Raw genomic sequence first — 20,982 nt, forward strand, 5'->3', positions numbered from 1 at the left:
CGCCCCGCCCGACGGCGACCGCGCCCGCACACACCGCGCGGGTGCCGCGCCCGGGACCGGGCCGGTGCGCGGACCCGGCGGGCCGCGGTCAGGCCGGGGTCGGGGCCCGGTCGCCCGCGCTCGCGATCCCGGCCGCCAGCTCCTGCGCCAGCGCCCGCACCCCGTCGACGCCGCCGGTCTCCGCCGCGGTGACGAACGCCGACCCGACGATGACGCCGTCGGCGAACCCCGCGACCTCCGCCGCCTGCTCCCCCGACCGCACCCCGAGCCCGACACCGATCGGCAGCGCGGTGTGCGCGCGGCAGCGGGCGACGACGCCCGGTGCCGCCCCGCCCACCGCGTCCCGGGCGCCGGTGACGCCCATGACCGAGGTGGCGTAGACGAACCCGCGCGACGCCGCCGTGGTGGACGCGACCCGCTCCTCCGTCGACGACGGCGCGACCAGGAAGATCCGGTCCAGGCCGTGCTCGTCGGAGGCGGCCAGCCACTCGTCGGCCTCGTCGGGGATGAGGTCCGGGGTGATCAGGCCGAGCCCACCGGCGGAGGCGAGGTCGCGGGCGAACGCGTCGACGCCGTAGCGCAGGACCGGGTTGAAGTAGGTCATGACGACGGCCCGGCCCCCGGCCGCGGTGACGCGCTCGACGACCGTCAGGACGTCCCGCAGCCGGAACCCGGCGCGCAGCGCGGTCTCGGCGGCGGCCTGGATCGTCGGTCCGTCCATCACGGGGTCGGAGTAGGGCACGCCGATCTCCAGCAGGTCGCACCCTCCCTCGACCATGGCGTCGAGCAGCTCGACGGACCCGTCGAGGGTCGGGTAGCCCGCGGGCAGGTACCCGATCAGCGCCGCCCGTCCCTGGTCCCGGCACGAGGTGAAGACCGCTCCGACACCGCTCACGACTGCACGCCCCCCGTGTCCGAACCCGCGGGCGACGGCTCGTCGGCCAGCGTGCGGTCGGCCGTCGCGCCCTCCGCGATCGCCGTGCCGCTCGCGTCGGCCGCGCTCTGCCCCTCGGCGATCATGCCGAACCACTTCGCCGCGGTGTCGACGTCCTTGTCGCCGCGCCCGGACAGGTTCACCAGCACGACCCCCTCGGGGCCGAGCTCGCGGCCCAGGCGCAGCGCACCGGCGATGGCGTGCGCCGACTCGATCGCCGGGATGATCCCCTCGGTGCGGCACAGCAGCGCGAACGCGTCCATCGCCTCGGCGTCGGTGACCGGCTCGTAGGTGGCGCGGCCGATGTCCTTGAGCAGCGCGTGCTCCGGGCCGACGCCGGGGTAGTCGAGCCCCGCGGAGATCGAGTACGACTCGCTGGTCTGCCCGTCCTCGTCCTGCAGCAGGTAGCTCATCGCCCCGTGCAGCGCGCCCGGCGACCCCTCGGTGAGCGTGGCCCCGTGCCGCCCCGTCTCCACGCCGTCACCGCCCGGCTCGAAGCCGACCAGCCGCACGTCGGCGTCGTCTAGGAAGGCGTGGAAGATCCCGATGGCGTTGGACCCTCCGCCGACGCAGGCGGCGATCGCGTCGGGCAGCCGGCCGGTGCGGGCGAGCACCTGCTCGCGCGCCTCCAGCCCGATGATCCGGTGGAAGTCGCGCACCATCATCGGGAACGGGTGCGGCCCGGCGACCGTGCCGAGCAGGTAGTGCGTCTCGTCGACGTTGGTGACCCAGTCGCGCAGGGCCTCGTTGATCGCGTCCTTGAGCGTGCGCGACCCGGTCTTCACCGGGACCACGGTGGCGCCGAGCAGCCGCATCCGGGCGACGTTGAGCGCCTGGCGCTCGGTGTCGACCTCGCCCATGTAGACGACGCACTCCAGGCCCATCAGCGCGCACGCGGTGGCCGTGGCGACGCCGTGCTGGCCCGCCCCGGTCTCGGCGATGACGCGGGTCTTGCCCATCCGCTTGGTCAGCAGCGCCTGACCCAGCACGTTGTTGATCTTGTGGGAGCCGGTGTGGTTGAGGTCCTCGCGCTTGAGCAGGATCCGGGCGCCCCCCGCGTGCCCGGAGAGCCGGGTGGCGTCGGTGAGCGGCGAGGGCCGGCCGGAGTAGTCGCGGTGCAGGCGGTCGAGCTCGTCGAGGAACTCCCGGTCGCCGCGGGCCTTCTCGTAGGCCACCTCGAGCTCGTCGAGCGCCGCGACCAGTGCCTCGGGGACGAATCGGCCGCCGTAGCGCCCGAAGTGCCCGCGGTCGTCGGGCTCGTGTCCCGAGGGCGTCTCGATGCCCTCGCTGGCCTGCGCTGTGGTGCTCACACCGGAACCCTAGGTCAGCGGACCATCCGGCTGCACGAGGGATGAAAGCCGGCCGCCACCAGGCCGCGCACCGCGGCGAGCGGGTCGCCGCTGGTGACCAGCCCCTCGCCGACGAGCACCGCGTCGGCGCCCCATCCGGCGTAGGTGAGCAGGTCGCCCGGGCCGCGCACGCCGGACTCGGCGATCCGCATGACGTCGCTGGGCAGGCCGGGCGCGATCTGCCCGAACACCGTGCGGTCGACCTCGAGGGTGTGCAGGTTGCGCGCGTTGACGCCGATGACCTTGGCCCCCGCCTCCAGCGCGCGGTCGGCCTCCTCCTCGGTGTGCACCTCGACGAGCGCGGTCATCCCGAGGGACTCGACGCGGTCGAGCAGGGAGTCGAGCGCGTTCTGCTCCAGCGCGGCGACGATCAGCAGCACCAGGTCGGCGCCGTAGGCCCGCGCCTCGTGCACCTGGTACGGGCTGACGATGAAGTCCTTGCGCAGCACCGGCACGTCGACGGCGGCGCGCACGGCCACGAGGTCGGCGAGCGAGCCGCCGAAGCGCCGCTCCTCGGTGAGCACGCTGATGACCCGCGCACCGCCCTCGGCGTAGGACGCCGCGAGCTCGGCCGGGTCGGCGATGGAGGCCAGCGACCCCTTCGACGGGCTGGCCCGCTTGACCTCCGCGATCACGCCGATGCCCGGGGCGCGCAGCGCGGCCATGACGTCGCGGGCCGGGGCGGCCGCGGCGGCGCGCCGCTTGATCTCGGCGAAGTCGACGGCGGCCTCCCGCACCGCGAGATCGGCGCGTGCCCCGTCCACGATGGACTCGAGGACACTTCCGCCTGCAGAGCTGTGGTCCACGCGGTATCGCCCCCCTTCCGGATCGCACCTACCGGTCTGGATCCCGCCGGTCATGCTAGTCAGGCCCCGCCGTCGGGTCCCGACCGGCGTCGAGGTCCTGCCAGGCGGCGCGGTCGGGATCGGTCGGCGCCGGGCGGGCCCCGGGGGCGGCGTAGCGGGCCCCGAGGCGCGGCAGGCGGCGCTCGCGGACCAGCACGACGGCCCCGACGACGACCGGCAGCGCGCCGCCGAGGACGGCGAGCCACCACGCGGGCGTGGTCGACGTCGGGACGTCGCCGGGGGGCACGGCGGACGTCACCGCCCCCACGGCGACCGCGGCCCCGGCCAGCACCAGCAGCACCCCGACGGCGCGGCGCACCAGCCCTCCGGTCGCGACGACGCCCGCCACCCCCGCCAGTGCCAGCAGCGCGACCCCGCCGAGCGCGGGAAGGGCGTCGGCGCCGGTGACGTCGGCGACCTGCCGCCCGCCGCCCGCCACCGCGGTCGTGACGCGGTACCAGACGGCCTGCGAGGCGCCCCAGAGCGCGGCCGCCGCGGCGACCAGCCCGGCGCAGACCAGGCCGAGGGTGCGCGGGGACCGGGGCTCCCCGGCCGCTCCGGTCGCGGTCACGCCGGTCGCAGCGTGGCCGCCGTCGCCACCGCCGACAGCACCGCGCGGGCCTTGTTCAGGCACTCGGTGTCCTCGGCGACCGGGTCGGAGTCGGCCACGATCCCGCCCCCGGCCTGCACGTACGCCACCCCGTCGCGGACGAGCGCGGTGCGGATGGCGATCGCGGTGTCGGCGTTGCCGGCGAAGTCGAGGTAGCCGACGATCCCGCCGTAGAGCCCGCGCCGGGTCGGCTCCAGCTCCTCGATGATCGCCATCGCGCGCGGCTTCGGCGCCCCGGACAGCGTGCCGGCGGGGAAGCAGGCCGTCACGGCGTCGAAGGCGTTGCGGTCGCGGCGCAGGCGCCCGGTCACCGTCGACACCAGGTGCATGACGTGGCTGTAGCGCTCCACCGAGAAGAACGAGTGCACCTTGACCGTGCCGGGATCGCAGACGCGCCCGAGGTCGTTGCGCCCGAGGTCGACGAGCATGACGTGCTCGGCGCGCTCCTTCTCGTCGGTGCGCAGGTCCTTCTCGAGCTGGAGGTCCTCCTCCTCGGTGGCCCCGCGCCAGCGCGTGCCCGCGATGGGGTGCGTGGTGGCGACCCCGTCCACGACCGTGACCAGCGCCTCCGGGGAGGACCCGACGATGTGGAAGCGGCTCGCGTCGGCGGCCTCCAGGTTGAGCAGGTACATGTACGGGCTGGGGTTGGTGGCGCGTAGGACGCGGTAGACGTCGAGCGGGTCGGCGTCGCACGCGGTCTCGAAGCGCTGCGACACGACGACCTGGAACGCCTCCCCGGCCCGGATCTGCTCCTTGGCGACCTCGACGGCGGCGTGGTGCTGCGCGGGGGTGCGGCGGCGGACGAAGTCGGGTTCGGCCGGCGCGTACACCGCGACCGTCGACGGGGCGGGGGCGGCCAGTTCCCCGGTCATCCGGTCCAGCCGGGCGACGGCGTCGTCGTAGGCCTCGTCGACGCGCTCGTCGGAGGCGTCCCAGTTGATCGCGTTGGCGATCAGCGTGATCGTGCCCTCGTGGTGGTCGACCGCGGCCAGGTCGGTGGCCAGCAGCATCACCAGCTCGGGGATGCCCAGGTCGTCCTCGGCGAGCGACGGGAGCCGCTCCAGCCGGCGCACGACGTCGTAGCCGAGGTACCCGACCATCCCCCCGGTCAGCGGCGGCAGCCCGGGCAGCGGCTCGCTGTGCAGCTCCTCGACGACGGTGCGCAGCGCCGCGATCGGGTCGCCCTCGGTGGGGAGCCCGGCCGGCACGTCGCCGGTCCAGGTCAGCTCCCCGTCGACGACGGTCAGCGCCGCCGCGGACCGCGCACCCACGAACGACCAGCGCGACCAGGACCGCCCGTTCTCCGCGGACTCGAACAGGAACGTGCCGGGACGGTCACCGGCCAGCTTGCGGAAGACCCCGACGGGGGTCTCGTCGTCGGCGAGCAGGCGGCGGGAGACCGGGATGACCCGGTGCCCCGCCGCCAGCGCGCGGAACTCCTCACGGCTGGGGGTGACCGCGCCCAGGGTGGGGGCCGAGAACAGTGCGGTCATGGGGCCATCCTCGCAGGAGCGGGGTGGATGATGTCGGGGTGTCCGCCCCCCACGACCCGCCCGCCACCCGTCGCCGGGGCCGCCGCCGGGCCGGCGAGGAGACCCGCACCGCCCTGCTCTCCGCCGCGCGGTCGGCGTTCGCCGAGCGCGGCTACGACGGCGCGACGATCCGGCACATCGCCGAGCGGGCCGGCGTCGACCCCGCGATGGTCAACCACTGGTTCGGCTCCAAGGACGCCCTGTTCACCGCGTCGCTCGACATCCCGCTCGACCCCGCCGTCGTCTTCCCCGAGGTGCTGCGCGGCGACCCTGACCAGCTGGGCGAGCGACTGGTCACGCGGTTCCTCACGATCTGGGACGCCACCGGCGGCGGCCCGATGGCGTCGCTGATCCGCAGCGTCGCCGCGCACGACGCGGCCGCGCGGATGCTGCGGGAGTTCGTCACGCGGGTGATCCTCGCGCGGGTCGTCGCGACGCTGGGGCCCGACCAGGCCGACCTGCGGGCGTCGCTGGTCGGCTCGCAGCTGATCGGGCTGGGGATGGCCCGCTACGTCGTGAAGCTGGAGCCGCTCGCCTCCGCCGACCACGCGACGGTCGCGGCCGCGGTCGCGCCGACCATCCAGCGCTACCTCACCGGCCCGCTCACCTGATCAGTCGGCGGGCCGGAACGGGTCGATGAAGCCCGACTCGTAGGCGCGCACCACGGCCTGCGTCCGGTCCCGGGCGTCCAGCTTGGCCAGGACGTTGCCGACGTGCGTCTTCACCGTCTCGACGCCGAGGACCAGCTCGCGCGCGATCTCCGCGTTCGACAGCCCGCGCGCGACCCACCGCAGCACCTCCCCCTCGCGCTCGGTGAGGCCCGCGCCGCGCAGGGCGTCGCCGCCGCCCGGCCCCGGCTGACAGCGCCCGCGGGTCGCCACCAGGTCGCGGACGGCGACGGGGAACAGCAGCGACTCCCCCGCCGCGACCGTGCGCACCGCCTGCACGATCTCCACCGGCCGGGCGCGCTTGAGCAGGAAGCCGGTCGCGCCCGCGGCGAGGGCGTCGTAGACGTGACCGTCGTTGCCGAACGTGGTGAGCACGAGCACCCGCGGCGGGTGGTCCATCGTCGAGACGAGGTGGCGCGTGGCGGCGATGCCGTCGACGTCGGGCATGCGGACGTCCATCAGCACGACGTCGGGCCGGTGGCGCCGGACCAGCCCCGGCACCTCGGACCCGTCGGCGCCCTCGCCGCGCACCTCGATGTCGGGTTCCGCGTCGAGGATGGCCCGCAGGCCGGCGCGGACGAGCTCCTCGTCGTCGACGAGCACCAGACCGATCACGCCGTCGATCCTGCCAGCGGGAGCCGCGCGTGCACCCGCCACTCGCCCGACCCGGGTCCCGCCGTCAGCTCGCCGCCCAGCACCGCGATCCGCTCGCGCATGCCGGTGATCCCGCGCCCGCCGCCCGCCCGCCCGGCGGCGCCGAGGGGGTTGGCCAGCTCCAGGACCACGGCGTCCCCGTCGACGGCCACGCGCAGCCGCACCGGCGCCGACCCCGCGTGGCGCGCGGCGTTCGTGAGTCCCTCCTGCACGATCCGGTACGCCTCCCGCGACACCGCGGGCGGCACGACGTCCGGGGCGCCGCCGACGTCGGCGGTGATCTCCACGCCCGCGGCGCGCGTGGAGTGCAGGAGCGCGTCGAGGTCGCGCAGGTCGGGCTGCGGGACTCGGTCGGGGGCGTCGTCGGCGCCGTCGCGGAGCAGGCCGAGGACGTGGTCGAGCTCGTCGAGCGCGGTGCGCCCGGCGTCGGCGATGGCGTCGAGGGCGCGGGCGACGAACGCGGGATCGGAGTCCAGGACCCGGGCCGCGGCACCCGCCTGCAGCGTGGTGACGGTCAGCGCGTGGCCGACGGAGTCGTGCAGCTCGCGGGCGAGGCGGTTGCGCTGCGCCAGCGCCCGCTCCGCCTGCCGGGACCGGGCCAGCTCGGCGGCCATCCGCTCGGCCGCCGACGGGCCGAGGAGCACCGGGGCGAACCGGGCCACCCCGGCCCCGACGAGGGCGAGCGCCGCGACGAGCGCCGCGACGAGCAGCAGGCCGACCGGGGGCGTCCAGAACGCGGCGGCCCCGGTGGGCAGGGGCGGGAACGACGACCACGGGGCCAGGACGAACGCCGCCGCCGCCGGCACCGCGACGAGCACGAGCAGCGCCACCGCCCCGCCGAGCAGCGCGTTGAGCACCAGCCAGGCCGCGGCGCGGCGCCGGGCCGACCAGGTGTCGGTGTCCGGGTCGGGCAGGTCGACGCCGAGCAGCGTCCGGGCGGCCGCGATCTCCAGCACCCGCACCCCGGGGACGAACGCCACCCCGATCCCGATCGCGACCGCCGGTGCCAGCAGGACCAGCAGCTCGGCCCGTCCCAGCCCGGCGGCCGAGGACGCGAACAGCCAGCCCAGCGCCACGTAGGGCAGCAGCAGGACCGCTCCCAGCAGCAGGTGGACGATCCGGCGGGTGATCAGAGCCATGGGTCGATCGTCGCAGCCCCGGCGGTCCGCGACCTCCCTCGCGCGGGGGAGGCCGTCCGCCCGCGCGAGGGAGGTGCGGGGGCCGCCGCGCGGACAGGCTCCCCCCATGACACCTCTCGCGCACCGCGCCCTCGGCTGGGCCGCCGCCACCGGAACCCTGCCGTACCTGACCCTCAAGGCCCTGTGGCTCACCGGCAGCGACGTCGGCACGACCGATCCCGCGCTGGTGCACAGCCCGGCGATGGTCGTGCTCAACGGGGTCACCGCCGTGCTCGACCTCGTGGTGATCGCGCTGGCGCTGGCCCTGACCCACCCGGTCGGGCGACGGCTGCCCGCGTGGCTCGTGCTGCTGCCGATGTGGGTCGGTAGCGGCCTGCTGGTGCCGGTGGCGGTGGGCGTCCTGCCTGCGACGCTGCTGGCGAGCGCCGACCCGTCCACCCCGCCGGACTTCCTGGAGTCCTGGGTGCGGCCGCTGGTCTACGGCGGGTTCGCCTGGCAGGCGGTGTTCCTGCTGGCCGCGTTCGCGCTGCACGCCCGGGCGCGGTGGTCACCCGCCCGCGGGACCTCGCCCCTGCTCCCGGTCACCGCCACGGGCGGGATCGTGCTGGCGATGCTCTCCGGGGTGCTGCACGTCGTCCTCGCGGTGCGGACCGGCGTGCCCGCCGCGGCGGTGCAGGAGACCGTGAGTGCGCTGCTCGCGCTCCTCGGGGCGGCCGGGGTGCTGGGACTGGTCCGGGGGTCCGCGCACCGGGTCGCCGCCGTGGTCGCGGCCTGACCGGCAGCGCCGCGCTGTTCGCCTGGGGCCTCTGGACGACGGCGCTGGTCGCGACGGCCGCCCCGCTGGTCACCCCCGACGCGGTCGCGGGCGCCGCCCACCTGACCGGTCTGCTCGGCGGCTTCGCCCTGGCGGTGGCGGCCCTGCTGGCGGTGACGCCGGACGCCGCCCCGACCCGCACACCCCCGCGAGCCGCCGTCCCCACGCCCGTGGGTCGCTGAGCCTCCGGCCGAGGGCGGGGTGGTGGGGGTCAGGCCGGCGGCAGCAGGACGTCGGTGTCGAAGCAGGTGCGGGTGCCGGTGTGGCAGGCCGGACCGGTCTGGTCGACCACCACGACCAGCGCGTCGCCGTCGCAGTCCAGCCGCACCTCGTGCACGGCCTGGGCGTGGCCCGAGCTCTCGCCCTTGACCCAGTACTCCTCGCGCGAGCGCGACCAGTACGTCGCCCGGCGGGTGGTGAGGGTGCGGTGCAGCGCCTCGTCGTCCATCCAGGCCACCATCAGCACCTCGCCGGTGCCGCGCTGCTGGGCGACGGCGCACACGAGCCCGTCCGCGTCGCGCTTGAGCCGGGCCGCGATCGCCGGGTCCAGCGCGGAGTCCAGGACCCGGGTCATCGGACCTCCACCGCAGCCTCCTTGAGCGCCTGCTTGACGTCGCCGATCCGGAAGTGCCCGAAGTGGAACACCGTGGCCGCGAGCACCGCGTCGGCGCCGGCCCGGACCGCGGGCACGAAGTGGTCGACCTCCCCCGCTCCCCCGCTGGCGATCACCGGCACGTCCACGCGGGCCCGGACCGCGGCGATCATCCGCAGGTCGAACCCGGCGCGCGTGCCGTCGGCGTCCATCGAGTTGAGCAGGATCTCCCCGACGCCGAGCTCCTGGCCCCGCGCCGCCCACTCGACGGCGTCGATACCGGTTCCGCGACGCCCGCCGTGGGTGGTGACCTCCCAGCCCGACGGCGTCGGCTCGGCCCCGTCGGGCACGGTCCGCGCGTCGACCGACAGCACGATGCACTGCGACCCGAACCGGCGGCTGGCCTCGTGCAGCAGCTCCGGCCGGGCGATGGCCGCGGTGTTGATCGACACCTTGTCGGCGCCGTTGCGCAGGAGCACGTCGATGTCGTCGGTGGCCCGGATGCCGCCGCCGACCGTCAGCGGGATGAAGACCTGCTCGGCGGTGCGCCGCACGACGTCGAGCATGGTGGCGCGCTCGCCGGAGGACGCGGTGACGTCGAGGAACGTCAGCTCGTCGGCCCCCTCGGCGTCGTAGACGCGGGCCATCTCGACCGGGTCGCCCGCGTCGCGGAGGTCGACGAAGTTGACGCCCTTGACGACCCGCCCGCGCCCCTGGTTGTCGGAGGAGACGTCGAGACACGGGATCACGCGCACGGCCACACTCACGCCGGGCAGCCTACTGACGGACGGTTCCCGCCCCCGCCGCGGACGGTCCTCGGGTCCCGTCGGGACTCGGCTTTGCTCTGCTCACCGATACGCACCGGTCCGGCCCCGGGTGGTGCGTACCGGTAAGCAGAGCAAAGGAGGTTCGGCCCACGGGGGTCCGGCGAACCGGGGAACGAGCGCCGGGGTCAGCCCGCCTGCTGCGCGGCGCCCCCGCGCGCGGCGACCGCGCGCATGGCCTCCAGCGCCTCGGGCAGCGTGAACCGGCCGGCGTAGAGCGCCTTGCCGACGATCGAGCCCTCCAGGTTGACGCCCTCGGCGGCGACCTCGGCCAGCGCCTCCAGGTCGGAGATCTGCGAGATCCCCCCGGAGACGATCAACGGGGCCGAGGTGGCGTTCGCGACCTCGCGCATGAGGTCGGTGTTGGGACCCTTGAGCATCCCGTCCTTGCTGACGTCGGTGACGACGTAGCGGGCGCACCCGTCGCGGTCGAGGCGGGCCAGCGTCTCCCACAGGTCGCCGCCGTCGGTGGTCCAGCCGCGGGCGGCGAGCCGGTGCCGCGTCGATCCGTCGGGGCCCTCGGAGACCCGGACGTCGAGGCCGACCGCGATCCGCTCCCCGTGCGCCGCGATCGCCCGCGCGCACCACCGCGGGTCCTCCAGCGCCGCGGTGCCCAGGTTGACCCGCGCGCAGCCGGTGGACAGCGCCCGCTCCAGCGACGCGTCGTCGCGGATGCCGCCGGACAGCTCCACCTGCACGTCCAGCTCCCCGACGACCGAGGCCAGCAGCTCCGCGTTGGAACCGCGGCCGAACGCGGCGTCGAGGTCGACGAGGTGGACCCACTCCGCGCCGTCGTTCTGCCACTGCAGCGCGGCGTCCCGGGGAGCGCCGTAGCCGGTCTCGGTGCCGGCCTCGCCCTGGACCAGGCGGACGGCCTGGCCGTCGGCGACGTCGACCGCGGGCAGCAACACGAAAGTCACGGCGCGCAGCGTACCCATCCGGTTCAGAACGGCGTGTGCGAGATCCACCAGGTGTAGACCTCGCCGGGGTCGGAGCCCGCGACGTAGCCCTGGATCCGCGACGTCCGCGTCCCCCAGGCCATCACGTAGGCGCTGGTGCCGTCGCCGAGCACCCGCGTGCCGCAGACCAGGTCGTAGCCCGCGTACTCGACGAACGTGTCGCCGCCGATGGCGCAGTCCTCGTCGTCGCCGTTCGTGGCCGCGTCGACCGCGGTGAGCGCGGCGCCGTAGGTCGCGACGTCGGCGAACCGGCGGAACTCCACCTCGGTCACCGACGCGTCCCCGGTGGTGCACCGGATCTGCTCGGTGGCGCCGTCGGTGGTCGGGGCGTCCACGCAGGTCTCGGCGAAGAAGCCGTCGGGGTCGAGCTCGGCGAGGAGGTCCGCGGCGGCCGGGCCCCCGCCGGTCGCGGCGGTCCCGGTGCCCCCGCCCGCGGCGGTCGGGTCCGGGGTGGCGGACCCGCGCGGCCACAGCAGCACCCCGGCGACGACCATGGCGACGAGTGCGGCCGCCGCCGCGATCAGCGGCAGGCGCCGACGCCCGCCGGCGTCCGGTGCACCGGACGGCCGCGACGCCTGCGACCCCGGCGACCCGGGACCCTGCGGGGGCCCGCACGCGGCCGGGCCGTGCCCGGCGGGTCCGTACGCGGCCGGGCCGTGCGCAGCAGGTCCGTGCCCAGCGGGTCCGTACCCAGCCGGGCTGTACCCGGCCGGGCCGTACCCGGACGCGCCGTGGGCGTTCGTCGGGCCGGCCGGCGCCGGGTACCCGCCCGGCCGGCCGCCGGCGAACCCGGTCCCCGCCGGCGGCCCGACGCGGGTGCCCGACGGGCCCCCCGGCCACGCCGGGGTGGTCGCCGTCCAGCTCGGGCCGCCCGGGTGGGCCTGCGTCATCGGCGCACCCCCGAGCGCCCGGGTCGCGGCCGCGGCCAGCTCGCCCGCGCTGGCGAAGCGGTGCGCCGGGTCCTTCGCCATGCCCCGGGCCACGACGGCGTCCAGGGCGGTCGGGATGCCGCCCACCAGCCGGCTCGGCGCGGGCGGCTCGGTCGACAGGTGCGCGTGCATCAGCGCCGGGCCGGTGACCCCGGCGAACGGGGTGCGCCCGGTGAGCAGCTCGAACAGCACGCAGGCCAGCGCGTAGACGTCGACGCGGTGGTCGACGGCGTCGCCGAGGAACCGCTCGGGCGCCATGTACCCCAGCGTGCCGACGGTGGCGCCGGTCGCGGTGAGGGCCGAGTCGCGGGACCCGTCGACGGCGCGGGCGACGCCGAAGTCGGCCAGGTAGGCGAAGTCGCCGGTGAGCAGCACGTTGGCCGGCTTGACGTCGCGGTGCAGCAGCCCGCTCGCGTGGGCGGCGTCCAGGGCGCTGGCCACCTGGGCCACGATCGGCACGGCCCGCGCGGGCGCCAGCGGGCCGCCCTCGGCGAGCACGTCGGCCAGGTCGCGGCCGGTGACCAGGCGCATGTCGAGGAACAGGCGCCCGTCGATCTCGCCGAAGTCGTGGATGGGCACGATGTGCGGCTCGGTCAGCCGGGACGCGACGGCGGCCTCCTTGCGGAAGCGGGCGCGGAAGTCCGGGTCGGCGGCCAGGTGCGCGGGCAGGCGCTTGAGGGCGACGATGCGGTCCCGGCGCGTGTCGTAGGCCCGGTAGACCTCGCCCATGCCGCCGCGCCCGACCAGCTCCTCCAGCCGGTACGGCCCGAACTGCTCCATGACGATCACTCCCTCTGCTCGTTCCGATGGAGTCGCCGCGCGCGGTCGAGGTTTCGGACCTAGCGTGCGCAGTATGGATCTCGACGGGGCACGTGTGGTGGTCGCAGGCGCGAGCGGTGTGCTGGGTGCGGCGATCGCCCGCTCGCTGCACGGCCGGGGTGCCCGGCTGGTGCTGGCCGGGCGCGACGCCGACCGGCTCGCGGCGGTCGGCGTCGACGCCCCCGTGCTCACCTTCGACGCGCTCGACCTGGAGCGCTGCGCCGCCGTCGTCGACGAGGCCGCGGAGCTGCTGGGCGGCCTCGACGTGCTCGTGGTCGCGTTCGGCGTCGCCGCGTTCGGGCCCGCGGAGCAGGCGGGCGACGTGATCACCGAGCACCTGCTGACCGTCAACACGATGGCGCCGATGGCGATGGTCCGGGCCGCCGTGCCGCGGTTCGATGGCGACGGGACGGCCGTGGTGCTCAGCGCGATCCTCGCCGACCACCCCACCGCCGGCATGGCCGCCTACACCGCCAGCAAGGCCGGGCTCTCCGCCTGGCTCACGGCGGTGCGCCAGGAGCAGCGCCGCCAGGGCGTCACCGTCTTCGACGTCCGGCCGCCGCACATCGAGACCGGCCTCGCCGACCGCGCGATCGAGGGCGAGGCCCCGTCGATGACGGCAGGGGCGACGGTGGAGGAGCTGGTGGAGCTGGTCGTCGACGGCATCCGCGACGGGCGTCGCGAGCTGCGCTACGACCTCAAGGAGCGGGCCTTCGCCGGGCACTAGCCGACGACGTCCCGCAGCCAGTTCTGCAGCACCGCGGCCCCGGCGTCGCCGGACTTCTCCGGGTGGAACTGGGTGGCCGCGAGCGCGCCGTTCTCCACCGCCGCCACGAAGTCCTCGCCGTGGTGGGCCCAGGTGACCAGCGGCGGGCGCAGCACCTCGGAGGGCTCCAGCTCCCAGCGCCGCACGCCGAAGGAGTGCACGAAGTAGAAGCGGGTGTCGGCGTCGAGGCCGTGGAACAGCGCCGACCCGGCCGGCGCCGTGACGGTGTTCCAGCCCATGTGCGGGAGCACGTCGGCCTTGATCTGCTCGACGGTGCCCGGCCACTGCCCGCAGCCGACGGTGCGCTCGCCCCACTCGACACCCAGGTCGAACAGCACCTGCATGCCGACGCAGATCCCGAGCACCGGGCGGCCCCCGGCCAGGCGGCGGTCGATGATCCGCGGCCCGCCGATGGACTGCAGCCCGGCCATGCACGCCGCGAACGCCCCGACCCCGGGGACGACGAGACCGTCGGCCTCGGCGGCCTCGTCGGCGTCGGAGGTCACGGTGACGTCGGCCCCGACCCGGCTCAGCGCGCGTTCCGCGGAACGCAGGTTGCCCGACCCGTAGTCGAGCACGACGATCCTCGGCATCAGAGCGTGCCCTTCGTGGACGCGATCCCGGTGATCCGGTCGTCCGGCTCCACCGCGGCGCGCAGGGCCCGGGCGACGGCCTTGAACTCGGCCTCGGTGATGTGGTGCGGGTCGCGGCCGTCGAGCACGCGGACGTGCAGGGCGAGGTGGCCGTGGAAGGCCAGCGACTCGAACACGTGCCGGTTGAGCACCGTCGGGTAGTGCCCGCCGACGACGAACCCCGTCATGACGTCGGGCTCGCCGGTGTGCACGGTGTACGGGCGCCCGGAGACGTCGACGACGGCCTGCGCCAGCGCCTCGTCCATCGGGATCCAGGCGTCGCCGAAGCGGCGGATGCCCTTCTTGTCGCCGAGCGCCTGGAGGATCGCCTGGCCGAGCACGATCGAGGTGTCCTCGACGGTGTGGTGCGCGTCGAGGTCGACGTCGCCGGTGGCGCGCACGGTGAGGTCGAACGCCCCGTGCTTGCCGAAGGCGTCGAGCATGTGGTCGAAGAACGGGACGCCGGTGGCGATCTCGGTCCTCCCGGTGCCGTCGAGGTCGATCTCGACGAGGACCGTGGACTCCTTGGTGATCCGCTCGACGCGGCCGATCCTGCTCATGCGAGCTCCTTCGTTGCGAGGTCGACGGCCACGGCCAGGAACGCGTCGTTCTCCTCGGGTGTCCCGACGGTGACCCGCAGCCGCCCCGCGATCCCGACGTCGCGGATCAGCACGCCGCGGTCCAGGAAGGCCTGCCAGGCGCGGGGCGCCTCGGCGAACGCGCCGAACAGGGCGAAGTTGGCGTCGCTGGGCACGACGTCGTAGCCCGCGCTGCGCAGCTCGTCGACGACGCGGTCGCGCTCGTGGCGCAGCAGCGCGACCGAGCCGAGGGTGGCCCCGGCGTGGCGCAGCGAGGCGCGCGCGGCGGCCTGGGTGAGCGCCGAGAGGTGGTAGGGCAGCCGGACGAGCTGCAGCGCGTCGACGACGGCGGGCGCGGCCGCGAGGTAGCCCAGCCGCCCGCCGGCGAACGCGAACGCCTTGCTCATCGTGCGGCTCACGATGAGCTTGTGCCCGTGCGTCTCCAGCAGCGTGACGGCGCTGGGCCGGTCGGAGAACTCCGCGTAGGCCTCGTCGACCACCACGATCCCCGGGGCCGCGTCGACCAGGACGGCCAGCTCGGCGGGCTGCAGTGACTGGCCGGTGGGGTTGTTCGGGCTGGTCAGGAACGTGATGTCCGGTCCTGCCGAGCGCAGGAGCGCGGCGGCGGCGTCGACGTCGATCGCGAAGTCGGCCTTCCGCGGGGCGGGCAGCCACTCGGTGCGCGTGCCCGCGGCGATGATCGGGTGCATCGAGTAGCTGGGCTCGAACCCGACGGCCGTGCGGCCGGGCCCGCCGAAGCACTGCATGATCTGCTGCAGCACCTCGTTGGACCCGTTGGCGGCCCAGACGTGCTCCGGGCCCAGCGGCACGCCGGTGGCGGCCGTCAGGTAGGCGGCGAGGTCGGTGCGCAGCGCCGTCGCGTCGCGGTCCGGGTAGCGGTGCAGGTCGGCCGCGGCCTCCGCGGCGGCCGCGGTGACGTCGGCGACCAGCTCCGGCGGCGGCGGGTACGGGTTCTCGTTGGTGTTGAGCCGCACCGCGACGTCGAGCTGCGGGGCGCCGTAGGGGGACTTCCCGCGCAGGTCGTCGCGCAGGGGGAGGTCGTCGAGCGTGATCTCCTTCATGCGCGGAACCGCGCCGTGACGGCCTGGCCGTGCGCGGGCAGGTCCTCGGCCCCGGCCAGCGTGACCACCGAGTCGGCGACCTCGCGCAGCGCGTCCTGCGAGTAGTCGACGACGTGCACGCCGCGCAGGAACGTCTGCACCGACAGGCCCGCGGAGTGCCGCGCGCAGCCGCCGGTGGGCAGGACGTGGTTGGAGCCCGCGCAGTAGTCGCCGAGGCTGACCGGCGCCCACGGCCCGACGAAGATCGCGCCGGCGTTGCGGACGCGCAGGGCGACCGCGCGGGCGTCGGCGGTCTGGATCTCCAGGTGCTCCGCGGCGTAGGCGTCGACCACGGCGACCCCGTCGTCGAGGTCGGAGACGAGCACCGTGCCGGACTGCGGCCCGGTGAGCGCCTCGCGGATCCGCTCGTCGTGCTTGGTGGCGGGGACCTGCACGGCCAGTTCGGCGTCGACGGCGTCGGCGAGCGCGGGCGACGTCGTGACCAGCACCGACGCCGCGGCGGGGTCGTGCTCGGCCTGGGAGATGAGGTCGGCGGCGACGTGCACCGGGTCGGCCGTGTCGTCGGCCAGCACGGCGATCTCGGTGGTGCCGGCCTCCGCGTCGATGCCGATCAGGCCGCGCAGCAGCCGCTTGGCCGCGGTGACGTAGATGTTGCCGGGGCCGGTGACCATGTCGACGGGCTCCAGCTCGCCGCCGTCGGTGTCGGTGCCGCCGTACGCCAGCAGCGCGACGGCCTGCGCTCCCCCGACCGCCCACACCTCGTCGACGCCCAGCAGCGCGGCCGCGGCGAGGATCGTGGGGTGCGGCAGCCCGCCGTGCTCGGCCTGCGGCGGCGACGCGACGACCAGCGACTCGACCCCCGCCTCCTGCGCCGGGACGACGTTCATGACGACGCTCGACGGGTACACCGCGCGACCGCCCGGCGCGTAGAGCCCGACGCGGCGGACCGGCACGAACCGCTCGGTGACGGTGCCGCCGGGGACGACGTGGGTGACGATGTCGGTGCGGCGCTGCTCGGAGTGGACCTTCCGGGCCCGCTCGATCGACACCTCGAGCGCGGCGCGCACCTGCGGGTCCAGCGCGTCGAGGGCCGCGGTGATCGTCGCCGCCGGGACGCGCACGGACGCCGACCGCACGCCGTCGAAGCGCTCGCCGAACTCCAGCGCCGCCTCCGTGCCGCGGTCGCGCACGGCCTCGACCAGCGGCCGGACCTGGTGCAGGACCGTGTCGACGTCGACCTCCGCGCGCGGCAGCAGGGCCCGCAGCGCGGCGGTGGTGGGGAGCTTCTGGGGGCGCAGGTCGGTCCGGCGGAGCATGGTCCCCAGCCTACGGCCGCCGCCCCCGGCGCTCAGGCGCGGTAGCCGCCGATGCCCCGTGCGGTGTCCCACGACCCGGTGTCCGGGCGCTCGTGCGGCGCGGGCCGGGGCGTGGCGCAGACCGTGAGGTGGACGTAGGCGTACATCCAGGTGACGCTGCCGTCGGGGTGGGCGTGGTCGATGTGCGCCAGGCGCACCAGCGACTCCCCCTCGCCGATGGGGGCGTAGCAGCGTTCGCAGATCATCGTCATGACACTCCAGACCGGGAGCCTGCAGGGAGGGTGTGGTGGAGGTCGTCGTTGACGCGTACCCATCACGATTGTCCCCCGCCGGGCGTGGAACGACCGAATCCTGCGGACGTGGCGTCGCCCACGCTCCCCGTCAGCCCGGCAGGAGGTCCAGGCCCAGGTCCAGCGCGGTGACGGAGTGGGTGAGCGCACCGACGGCGAGGAAGTCGACCCCGGTCTCGGCGTAGGCCCGCGCGTTCTCCAGCGCCAGCCCGCCCGAGGACTCCAGCCGGGTCGGGGCGCTCCCCCGCAGCGCGACGGCCTCACGGGTGCGCTCGACGGAGAAGTTGTCGAGCAGCACGAGCTCGGCGCCCAGGTCGAGCACCTCCCGCAACTGCTCCAGCGAGTCGACCTCCACCTCGCACGGCAGGTGCGGCGCCCGCTCGCGCGCGGCCCGCAGCGCCGCCCCGACCGACCCGGCCGCCGCGACGTGGTTGTCCTTGATGAGCACGGCGTCGCCGAGCCCGAGGCGGTGGTTGACGCCCCCGCCGCAGCGCACCGCGTACTTCTCCAGCAGCCGCAGGCCGGGCAGGGTCTTGCGGGTGTCGCGGATGCGCGCCCCGGTGCCCGCGACGGCGTCGACCCAGGCCGCGGTGGCCGTCGCGACGCCGGAGAGGTGGCAGAGCAGGTTGAGCGCGGTGCGCTCGGCGGTGAGGAAGGTGCGGACGGGCGCGCGGACGGTGAGCGCCGGGTCGCCCGCCTCCAGCCGGTCGCCGTCGGAGGCCGCGGAGAGCACCTCGTAGTCGCCGACCACGGCGTCGAGCACGGCGAGCGCGGCCGGGACGCCGGCCAGCACGCCGGGGCGGCGCGCGGCGAAGGCGCCGACGGCGATCGCGTCGGCCGGAACCGTGGCCTCGGTGGTGGCATCGGGGCCGTAGCGCAGGTCCTCCTCCAGCGCGGTGGCGACGACGCGGCGGAGATCGTCGGGATCGGGGCCGTTCACACCGACACCGCCTTGACCGTGCGGACGACCGGGCCGCCCGACCCGTCGAGCGCGACCTCCAGGCTCGCGCGCTGCCACACGTCGTCGCGGGCGGGGAAGTCGGTGCGCACGTGGCAGCCCCGGCTCTCGGTGCGGGTGCCCGCGGCGGCGAGCACCGCGCGGGCGAGCAGGGTGAGCGCGGCGTCCTCGACGCCCGCCCGGTCGATCGGGACCGCGAGGGCGGTGGCCGCGTCGACGGCGTCGGAGGCGGCGGCGAGGCCGGCCCCGTCCCGCCCGACGCCCGCCGCGCCCGACATGGCCCGTTGCACGACGCCGCGGTCGGCGAGGGGGACGGCGGGGGCCGGGACGGCAGGAAGGCCACCGTCCCGCCACGAGGCGGCGGCATGGTGGCCGTGCTGCAACTCCGCCACCACCGCCGACGCCGCCCTCGCCCCCATGACGAGCCCCTCCAGCAGGCTGTTCGAGGCCAGCCGGTTCGCCCCGTGCAGGCCGGTGCGGGCCACCTCCCCCGCGGCGTACAGGCCGGGGACGGCGGTGCGGGTGTGCAGGTCGGTGACGACCCCGCCGCACGAGTAGTGCGCCGCGGGCGTCACCGGGATGGGCTCGCGCACCGGGTCGATCCCCGCGGCGCGGCACGCCGCGTACACCGTCGGGAAGCGCGTGGCGAAGCCGTCGAGGGCGCGGGCGTCGAGGTAGACGCAGGCCGTGCCGGTCTCGGCGAGGCGGCGGGTGATCGCGGCGGCCACGACGTCGCGCGGGGCCAGGTCGGCGAGCGGGTGCACGCCGGTCATGAAGCGGCGCCCGGCGCGGTCGAGCAGCACCGCGCCCTCGCCACGGACGGCCTCGGTGACCAGCGGGCGGCGCCCGACGGCCGGCCCGGTGTAGAGGACGGTCGGGTGGAACTGCACGAACTCGAGATCGGCCGCCGACGCCCCGGCCCGCAGCGCGAGCGCGACGCCGTCGCCGGTGGCGGTCTCCGGGTTGGTCGTGGAGGAGTAGAGCTGGCCGTAGCCGCCGGTCGCGAGGAGCACGGCGGCGGCGCGCAGCACGCCGGGGCGGCCCTCGTCGTCGAGCACGGCCAGGCCGGCGGCCCGCCCGTCGGGGGTGCGCAGGACGTCGACCGCGACGTGCCCGATCAGCAGCGGCAACCCGTCCGCGGCGTGCACGAGGGCCCGCTCGACCTCGGCCCCGGTGGCGTCGCCGCCGGCGTGCACCACACGGAACGCGGAGTGCCCGCCCTCGCGGGTCCGGGCGAGCCGTCCGTCGGGGCCCGCATCCGGATCCGCCCGGTCGAAGCGCGCTCCCCGCTCCCGCAGCCGGGCCACGGCCGCGGGACCGTCGGCGATGATCGACGCCACCGCCGCGGCGTCGCACAGGCCGCCGCCGGCCTCGAGGGTGTCGGCGACGTGGGCCTGCACGCTGTCGCCGGGGACGTCACCGACGACGACGGCGACCCCGCCCTGCGCCCAGCGCGTCGACCCGGCGTCGACCGCGTCCTTGGTGACGACGACGACCCGCAGGCCCGCCGCGGCGGCGTCGAGGGCGGCGGTCAGCCCCGCGACCCCGCTGCCGACGACGACGAGGTCCGCCTCGGCCTCCCACGCGCTCACTCCCCGCCTCCGGGCTGCCCGATCGCGATCATCCGCTGCACCGCGGCGCGCCCGCGCTCGGCGAGCTCGGGGTCGACGTGCACCTCGTCGCGGCCCTCGCGCAGCGCCCGCAGGAGCTTCGCCGGGGTGATCATCTTCATGTAGTGGCACGACGCCCGGTCGTTGACCGCGCGGAAGTCGACCTCCGGCGCCGCCCGCCGCAGCTGGTGCAGCATCCCGACCTCGGTCGCGACCAGCACCGTGCCGCCGGGCTTCGCCTCGCGGGCGGCGTCGAGCATGCCGCCCGTCGAGAGGATCTTGACGTGCTCGGCGGGCACCGCGCCGGCCCCGGCGAGGTAGAGCGCCGAGGTGGCGCACCCGCACTCGGGGTGCACGTAGAGGTCGGCCTCGGGGTGGGCCTCGGACTGCGCGGTGAGCGCCGGGCCGCTGATGCCCGCGTGCACGTGGCACTCCCCCGCCCACACGTGCATGTTCTGCCGGCCGGTGATCCGGCGGACGTGCGCGCCGAGGAACTGGTCGGGCAGGAACAGCACCTCGCGGTCGGCCGGGATCGACTCCACGACCTCGACGGCGTTCGACGACGTGCAGCAGACGTCGGTCTCCGCCTTCACCGCCGCCGTCGTGTTGACGTAGCTGACGACCACCGCGCCGGGGTGCTCGGCCTTCCAGGACCGCAGCTGGTCGGCGGTGATCGAGTCGGCCAGCGAGCAGCCCGCCCCCGCGTCCGGGATCAGCACCGTCTTCTCGGGTGAGAGGATCTTCGCGGTCTCCGCCATGAAGTGGACGCCGCAGAACACGATCGTCGACGCGGTCGACTCCGCCGCGATCCGGGACAGGGCCAGCGAGTCACCGGTGAAGTGCGCGACGTCCTGGATCTCGGGGAGCTGGTAGTTGTGCGCCAGCACCACGGCGTCCTGGGCCTGGGCGAGCGCCCGGACCTCCTCGGCCCATCCGGCGTCCACCGCCGGGGCTTCGGTCGTCGTCATGACCCCTCCTCGTGTTTTCGACTAGTAGTCGTAAACTAGGCACGATGCTAGCAGTGGAGCCTCCGGGAGGCACGCACCGCGTGACCTGCGCCTCACCTGACGGACATCCGCCGT

General features: G+C 75.8%; 22 protein-coding genes. 3 read left to right on the plus strand and 19 right to left on the minus strand.

Annotated features, from left to right (window positions below; translation table 11 throughout):
- Nucleotides 1–88 precede the first annotated feature (88 nt).
- Genes trpA through H6H00_RS27200 form a run of 5 tightly spaced genes read right to left on the minus strand, consistent with a single transcriptional unit; the run spans nucleotide 89 to nucleotide 5,231 of the window.
- Nucleotides 89–895 carry a tryptophan synthase subunit alpha gene (gene trpA / locus H6H00_RS27180; protein WP_185718497.1) on the minus strand — a complete coding sequence of 269 codons (807 nt, stop codon included), beginning with the start codon at nucleotides 893–895 and terminating at the stop codon, nucleotides 89–91.
- Nucleotides 892–2,244, minus strand: a complete 1,353-nt coding sequence (gene trpB / locus H6H00_RS27185) for a tryptophan synthase subunit beta (protein ID WP_221775682.1) — start codon at nucleotides 2,242–2,244, stop codon at nucleotides 892–894. Before trpB ends, trpA begins: the two co-directional genes overlap by 4 nt.
- Before the next feature lie 14 nt (nucleotides 2,245–2,258).
- Nucleotides 2,259–3,143, minus strand: a complete 885-nt coding sequence (trpC, locus tag H6H00_RS27190) for an indole-3-glycerol phosphate synthase TrpC (protein ID WP_185718498.1) — start codon at nucleotides 3,141–3,143, stop codon at nucleotides 2,259–2,261.
- A gap of 1 nt (nucleotide 3,144) precedes the next feature.
- Nucleotides 3,145–3,699, minus strand: a complete 555-nt coding sequence (locus tag H6H00_RS27195) for a Trp biosynthesis-associated membrane protein (protein ID WP_185718499.1) — start codon at nucleotides 3,697–3,699, stop codon at nucleotides 3,145–3,147.
- Nucleotides 3,696–5,231: an anthranilate synthase component I gene (locus H6H00_RS27200; RefSeq protein WP_185718500.1), complete on the minus strand. Its 1,536-nt coding sequence runs from the start codon at nucleotides 5,229–5,231 to the stop codon at nucleotides 3,696–3,698. The genes H6H00_RS27195 and H6H00_RS27200 overlap by 4 nt, the downstream gene beginning before the upstream one ends.
- A gap of 38 nt (nucleotides 5,232–5,269) precedes the next feature.
- Between H6H00_RS27200 and H6H00_RS27205 the strand changes: the two genes are divergently transcribed.
- Nucleotides 5,270–5,881, plus strand: coding sequence for a TetR/AcrR family transcriptional regulator (locus tag H6H00_RS27205; protein WP_185718501.1), 612 nt, complete (start codon nucleotides 5,270–5,272; stop codon nucleotides 5,879–5,881).
- On the opposite strand, the gene H6H00_RS27210 is transcribed toward H6H00_RS27205, so the two are convergent.
- Both H6H00_RS27210 and H6H00_RS27215 read right to left on the minus strand, forming a co-directional pair.
- Nucleotides 5,882–6,562: a response regulator transcription factor gene (locus tag H6H00_RS27210; RefSeq protein ID WP_221776037.1), complete on the minus strand. Its 681-nt coding sequence runs from the start codon at nucleotides 6,560–6,562 to the stop codon at nucleotides 5,882–5,884.
- Nucleotides 6,550–7,731, minus strand: a complete 1,182-nt coding sequence (locus H6H00_RS27215; RefSeq protein WP_185718503.1) for a sensor histidine kinase — start codon at nucleotides 7,729–7,731, stop codon at nucleotides 6,550–6,552. Before H6H00_RS27215 ends, H6H00_RS27210 begins: the two co-directional genes overlap by 13 nt.
- A 106-nt stretch (nucleotides 7,732–7,837) precedes the next feature.
- Between H6H00_RS27215 and H6H00_RS27220 the strand changes: the two genes are divergently transcribed.
- Nucleotides 7,838–8,506: a hypothetical protein gene (locus H6H00_RS27220; RefSeq protein WP_185718504.1), complete on the plus strand. Its 669-nt coding sequence runs from the start codon at nucleotides 7,838–7,840 to the stop codon at nucleotides 8,504–8,506.
- Between the two features lie 250 nt (nucleotides 8,507–8,756).
- On the opposite strand, the gene hisI is transcribed toward H6H00_RS27220, so the two are convergent.
- From hisI to H6H00_RS32525, 4 genes are all read right to left on the minus strand, one after another.
- Nucleotides 8,757–9,107 (minus strand): phosphoribosyl-AMP cyclohydrolase, encoded by a 351-nt coding sequence (gene hisI / locus H6H00_RS27225; RefSeq protein ID WP_221776038.1) that lies wholly within the window; start codon nucleotides 9,105–9,107, stop codon nucleotides 8,757–8,759.
- A gap of 8 nt (nucleotides 9,108–9,115) precedes the next feature.
- Nucleotides 9,116–9,904 carry an imidazole glycerol phosphate synthase subunit HisF gene (gene hisF / locus H6H00_RS27230; protein ID WP_185718506.1) on the minus strand — a complete coding sequence of 263 codons (789 nt, stop codon included), beginning with the start codon at nucleotides 9,902–9,904 and terminating at the stop codon, nucleotides 9,116–9,118.
- Between the two features lie 185 nt (nucleotides 9,905–10,089).
- On the minus strand, nucleotides 10,090–10,881 hold the full coding sequence (priA, locus tag H6H00_RS27235) for a bifunctional 1-(5-phosphoribosyl)-5-((5-phosphoribosylamino)methylideneamino)imidazole-4-carboxamide isomerase/phosphoribosylanthranilate isomerase PriA (protein ID WP_185718507.1): 792 nt from the start codon (nucleotides 10,879–10,881) through the stop codon (nucleotides 10,090–10,092).
- Nucleotides 10,882–10,904: 23 nt separating this feature from the next.
- A complete protein-coding gene (locus H6H00_RS32525; protein WP_185718508.1) occupies nucleotides 10,905–12,629 on the minus strand; it encodes a serine/threonine-protein kinase in 1,725 nt (574 codons plus the stop codon).
- A gap of 73 nt (nucleotides 12,630–12,702) precedes the next feature.
- Here H6H00_RS32525 and H6H00_RS27245 point away from each other — a divergent pair, with 73 nt between their 5' ends.
- On the plus strand, nucleotides 12,703–13,395 hold the full coding sequence (locus H6H00_RS27245; RefSeq protein ID WP_185718509.1) for an SDR family NAD(P)-dependent oxidoreductase: 693 nt from the start codon (nucleotides 12,703–12,705) through the stop codon (nucleotides 13,393–13,395).
- Here H6H00_RS27245 and hisH read toward each other — a convergent pair.
- From hisH to nadA, 8 genes are all read right to left on the minus strand, one after another.
- The gene (hisH, locus tag H6H00_RS27250; RefSeq protein ID WP_185718510.1) at nucleotides 13,392–14,027 is read right to left on the minus strand and encodes an imidazole glycerol phosphate synthase subunit HisH; all 636 of its coding nucleotides are present in this window, start codon (nucleotides 14,025–14,027) and stop codon (nucleotides 13,392–13,394) included. The two genes, H6H00_RS27245 and hisH, sit on opposite strands and share 4 nt — an antisense overlap.
- Entirely contained in the window at nucleotides 14,027–14,626 is a 600-nt protein-coding gene (hisB, locus tag H6H00_RS27255; RefSeq protein ID WP_185718511.1) for an imidazoleglycerol-phosphate dehydratase HisB, read from the minus strand. Before hisB ends, hisH begins: the two co-directional genes overlap by 1 nt.
- Nucleotides 14,623–15,726 carry a histidinol-phosphate transaminase gene (locus tag H6H00_RS27260; RefSeq protein ID WP_185718512.1) on the minus strand — a complete coding sequence of 368 codons (1,104 nt, stop codon included), beginning with the start codon at nucleotides 15,724–15,726 and terminating at the stop codon, nucleotides 14,623–14,625. Before H6H00_RS27260 ends, hisB begins: the two co-directional genes overlap by 4 nt.
- Nucleotides 15,723–17,042 (minus strand): histidinol dehydrogenase, encoded by a 1,320-nt coding sequence (gene hisD / locus H6H00_RS27265; RefSeq protein WP_185718513.1) that lies wholly within the window; start codon nucleotides 17,040–17,042, stop codon nucleotides 15,723–15,725. The genes H6H00_RS27260 and hisD overlap by 4 nt, the downstream gene beginning before the upstream one ends.
- A gap of 32 nt (nucleotides 17,043–17,074) precedes the next feature.
- Complete coding sequence (locus tag H6H00_RS27270) at nucleotides 17,075–17,293, minus strand: hypothetical protein (protein ID WP_185718514.1); 219 nt, start codon at nucleotides 17,291–17,293, stop codon at nucleotides 17,075–17,077.
- A 130-nt stretch (nucleotides 17,294–17,423) separates the two neighbouring features.
- On the minus strand, nucleotides 17,424–18,272 hold the full coding sequence (gene nadC, locus H6H00_RS27275; RefSeq protein ID WP_185718515.1) for a carboxylating nicotinate-nucleotide diphosphorylase: 849 nt from the start codon (nucleotides 18,270–18,272) through the stop codon (nucleotides 17,424–17,426).
- Nucleotides 18,269–19,882 carry an L-aspartate oxidase gene (locus H6H00_RS27280; RefSeq protein ID WP_185718516.1) on the minus strand — a complete coding sequence of 538 codons (1,614 nt, stop codon included), beginning with the start codon at nucleotides 19,880–19,882 and terminating at the stop codon, nucleotides 18,269–18,271. Before H6H00_RS27280 ends, nadC begins: the two co-directional genes overlap by 4 nt.
- Nucleotides 19,879–20,868 carry a quinolinate synthase NadA gene (nadA, locus tag H6H00_RS27285; protein WP_185718517.1) on the minus strand — a complete coding sequence of 330 codons (990 nt, stop codon included), beginning with the start codon at nucleotides 20,866–20,868 and terminating at the stop codon, nucleotides 19,879–19,881. Before nadA ends, H6H00_RS27280 begins: the two co-directional genes overlap by 4 nt.
- Nucleotides 20,869–20,982 lie beyond the last annotated feature (114 nt).

The sequence above is a fragment of the Pseudonocardia petroleophila genome (genome assembly GCF_014235185.1).
GTDB lineage: Bacteria > Actinomycetota > Actinomycetes > Mycobacteriales > Pseudonocardiaceae > Pseudonocardia > Pseudonocardia petroleophila.

Coding starts and splice junctions, on each gene's coding strand:
- trpC (WP_185718498.1), bottom strand. CDS start 3,143: ATGACCGGCGGGATCCAGACCGGTAGGTGCGATCCGGAAGGGGGGCGA.
- H6H00_RS27200 (WP_185718500.1), bottom strand. CDS start 5,231: ATGACCGCACTGTTCTCGGCCCCCACCCTGGGCGCGGTCACCCCCAGC.
- H6H00_RS27215 (WP_185718503.1), bottom strand. CDS start 7,731: ATGGCTCTGATCACCCGCCGGATCGTCCACCTGCTGCTGGGAGCGGTC.
- H6H00_RS27220 (WP_185718504.1), top strand. CDS start 7,838: ATGACACCTCTCGCGCACCGCGCCCTCGGCTGGGCCGCCGCCACCGGA.
- H6H00_RS32525 (WP_185718508.1), bottom strand. CDS start 12,629: ATGGAGCAGTTCGGGCCGTACCGGCTGGAGGAGCTGGTCGGGCGCGGC.
- H6H00_RS27245 (WP_185718509.1), top strand. CDS start 12,703: ATGGATCTCGACGGGGCACGTGTGGTGGTCGCAGGCGCGAGCGGTGTG.
- hisH (WP_185718510.1), bottom strand. CDS start 14,027: ATGCCGAGGATCGTCGTGCTCGACTACGGGTCGGGCAACCTGCGTTCC.
- hisB (WP_185718511.1), bottom strand. CDS start 14,626: ATGAGCAGGATCGGCCGCGTCGAGCGGATCACCAAGGAGTCCACGGTC.
- H6H00_RS27260 (WP_185718512.1), bottom strand. CDS start 15,726: ATGAAGGAGATCACGCTCGACGACCTCCCCCTGCGCGACGACCTGCGC.
- hisD (WP_185718513.1), bottom strand. CDS start 17,042: ATGCTCCGCCGGACCGACCTGCGCCCCCAGAAGCTCCCCACCACCGCC.
- H6H00_RS27270 (WP_185718514.1), bottom strand. CDS start 17,293: ATGACGATGATCTGCGAACGCTGCTACGCCCCCATCGGCGAGGGGGAG.
- nadA (WP_185718517.1), bottom strand. CDS start 20,868: ATGACGACGACCGAAGCCCCGGCGGTGGACGCCGGATGGGCCGAGGAG.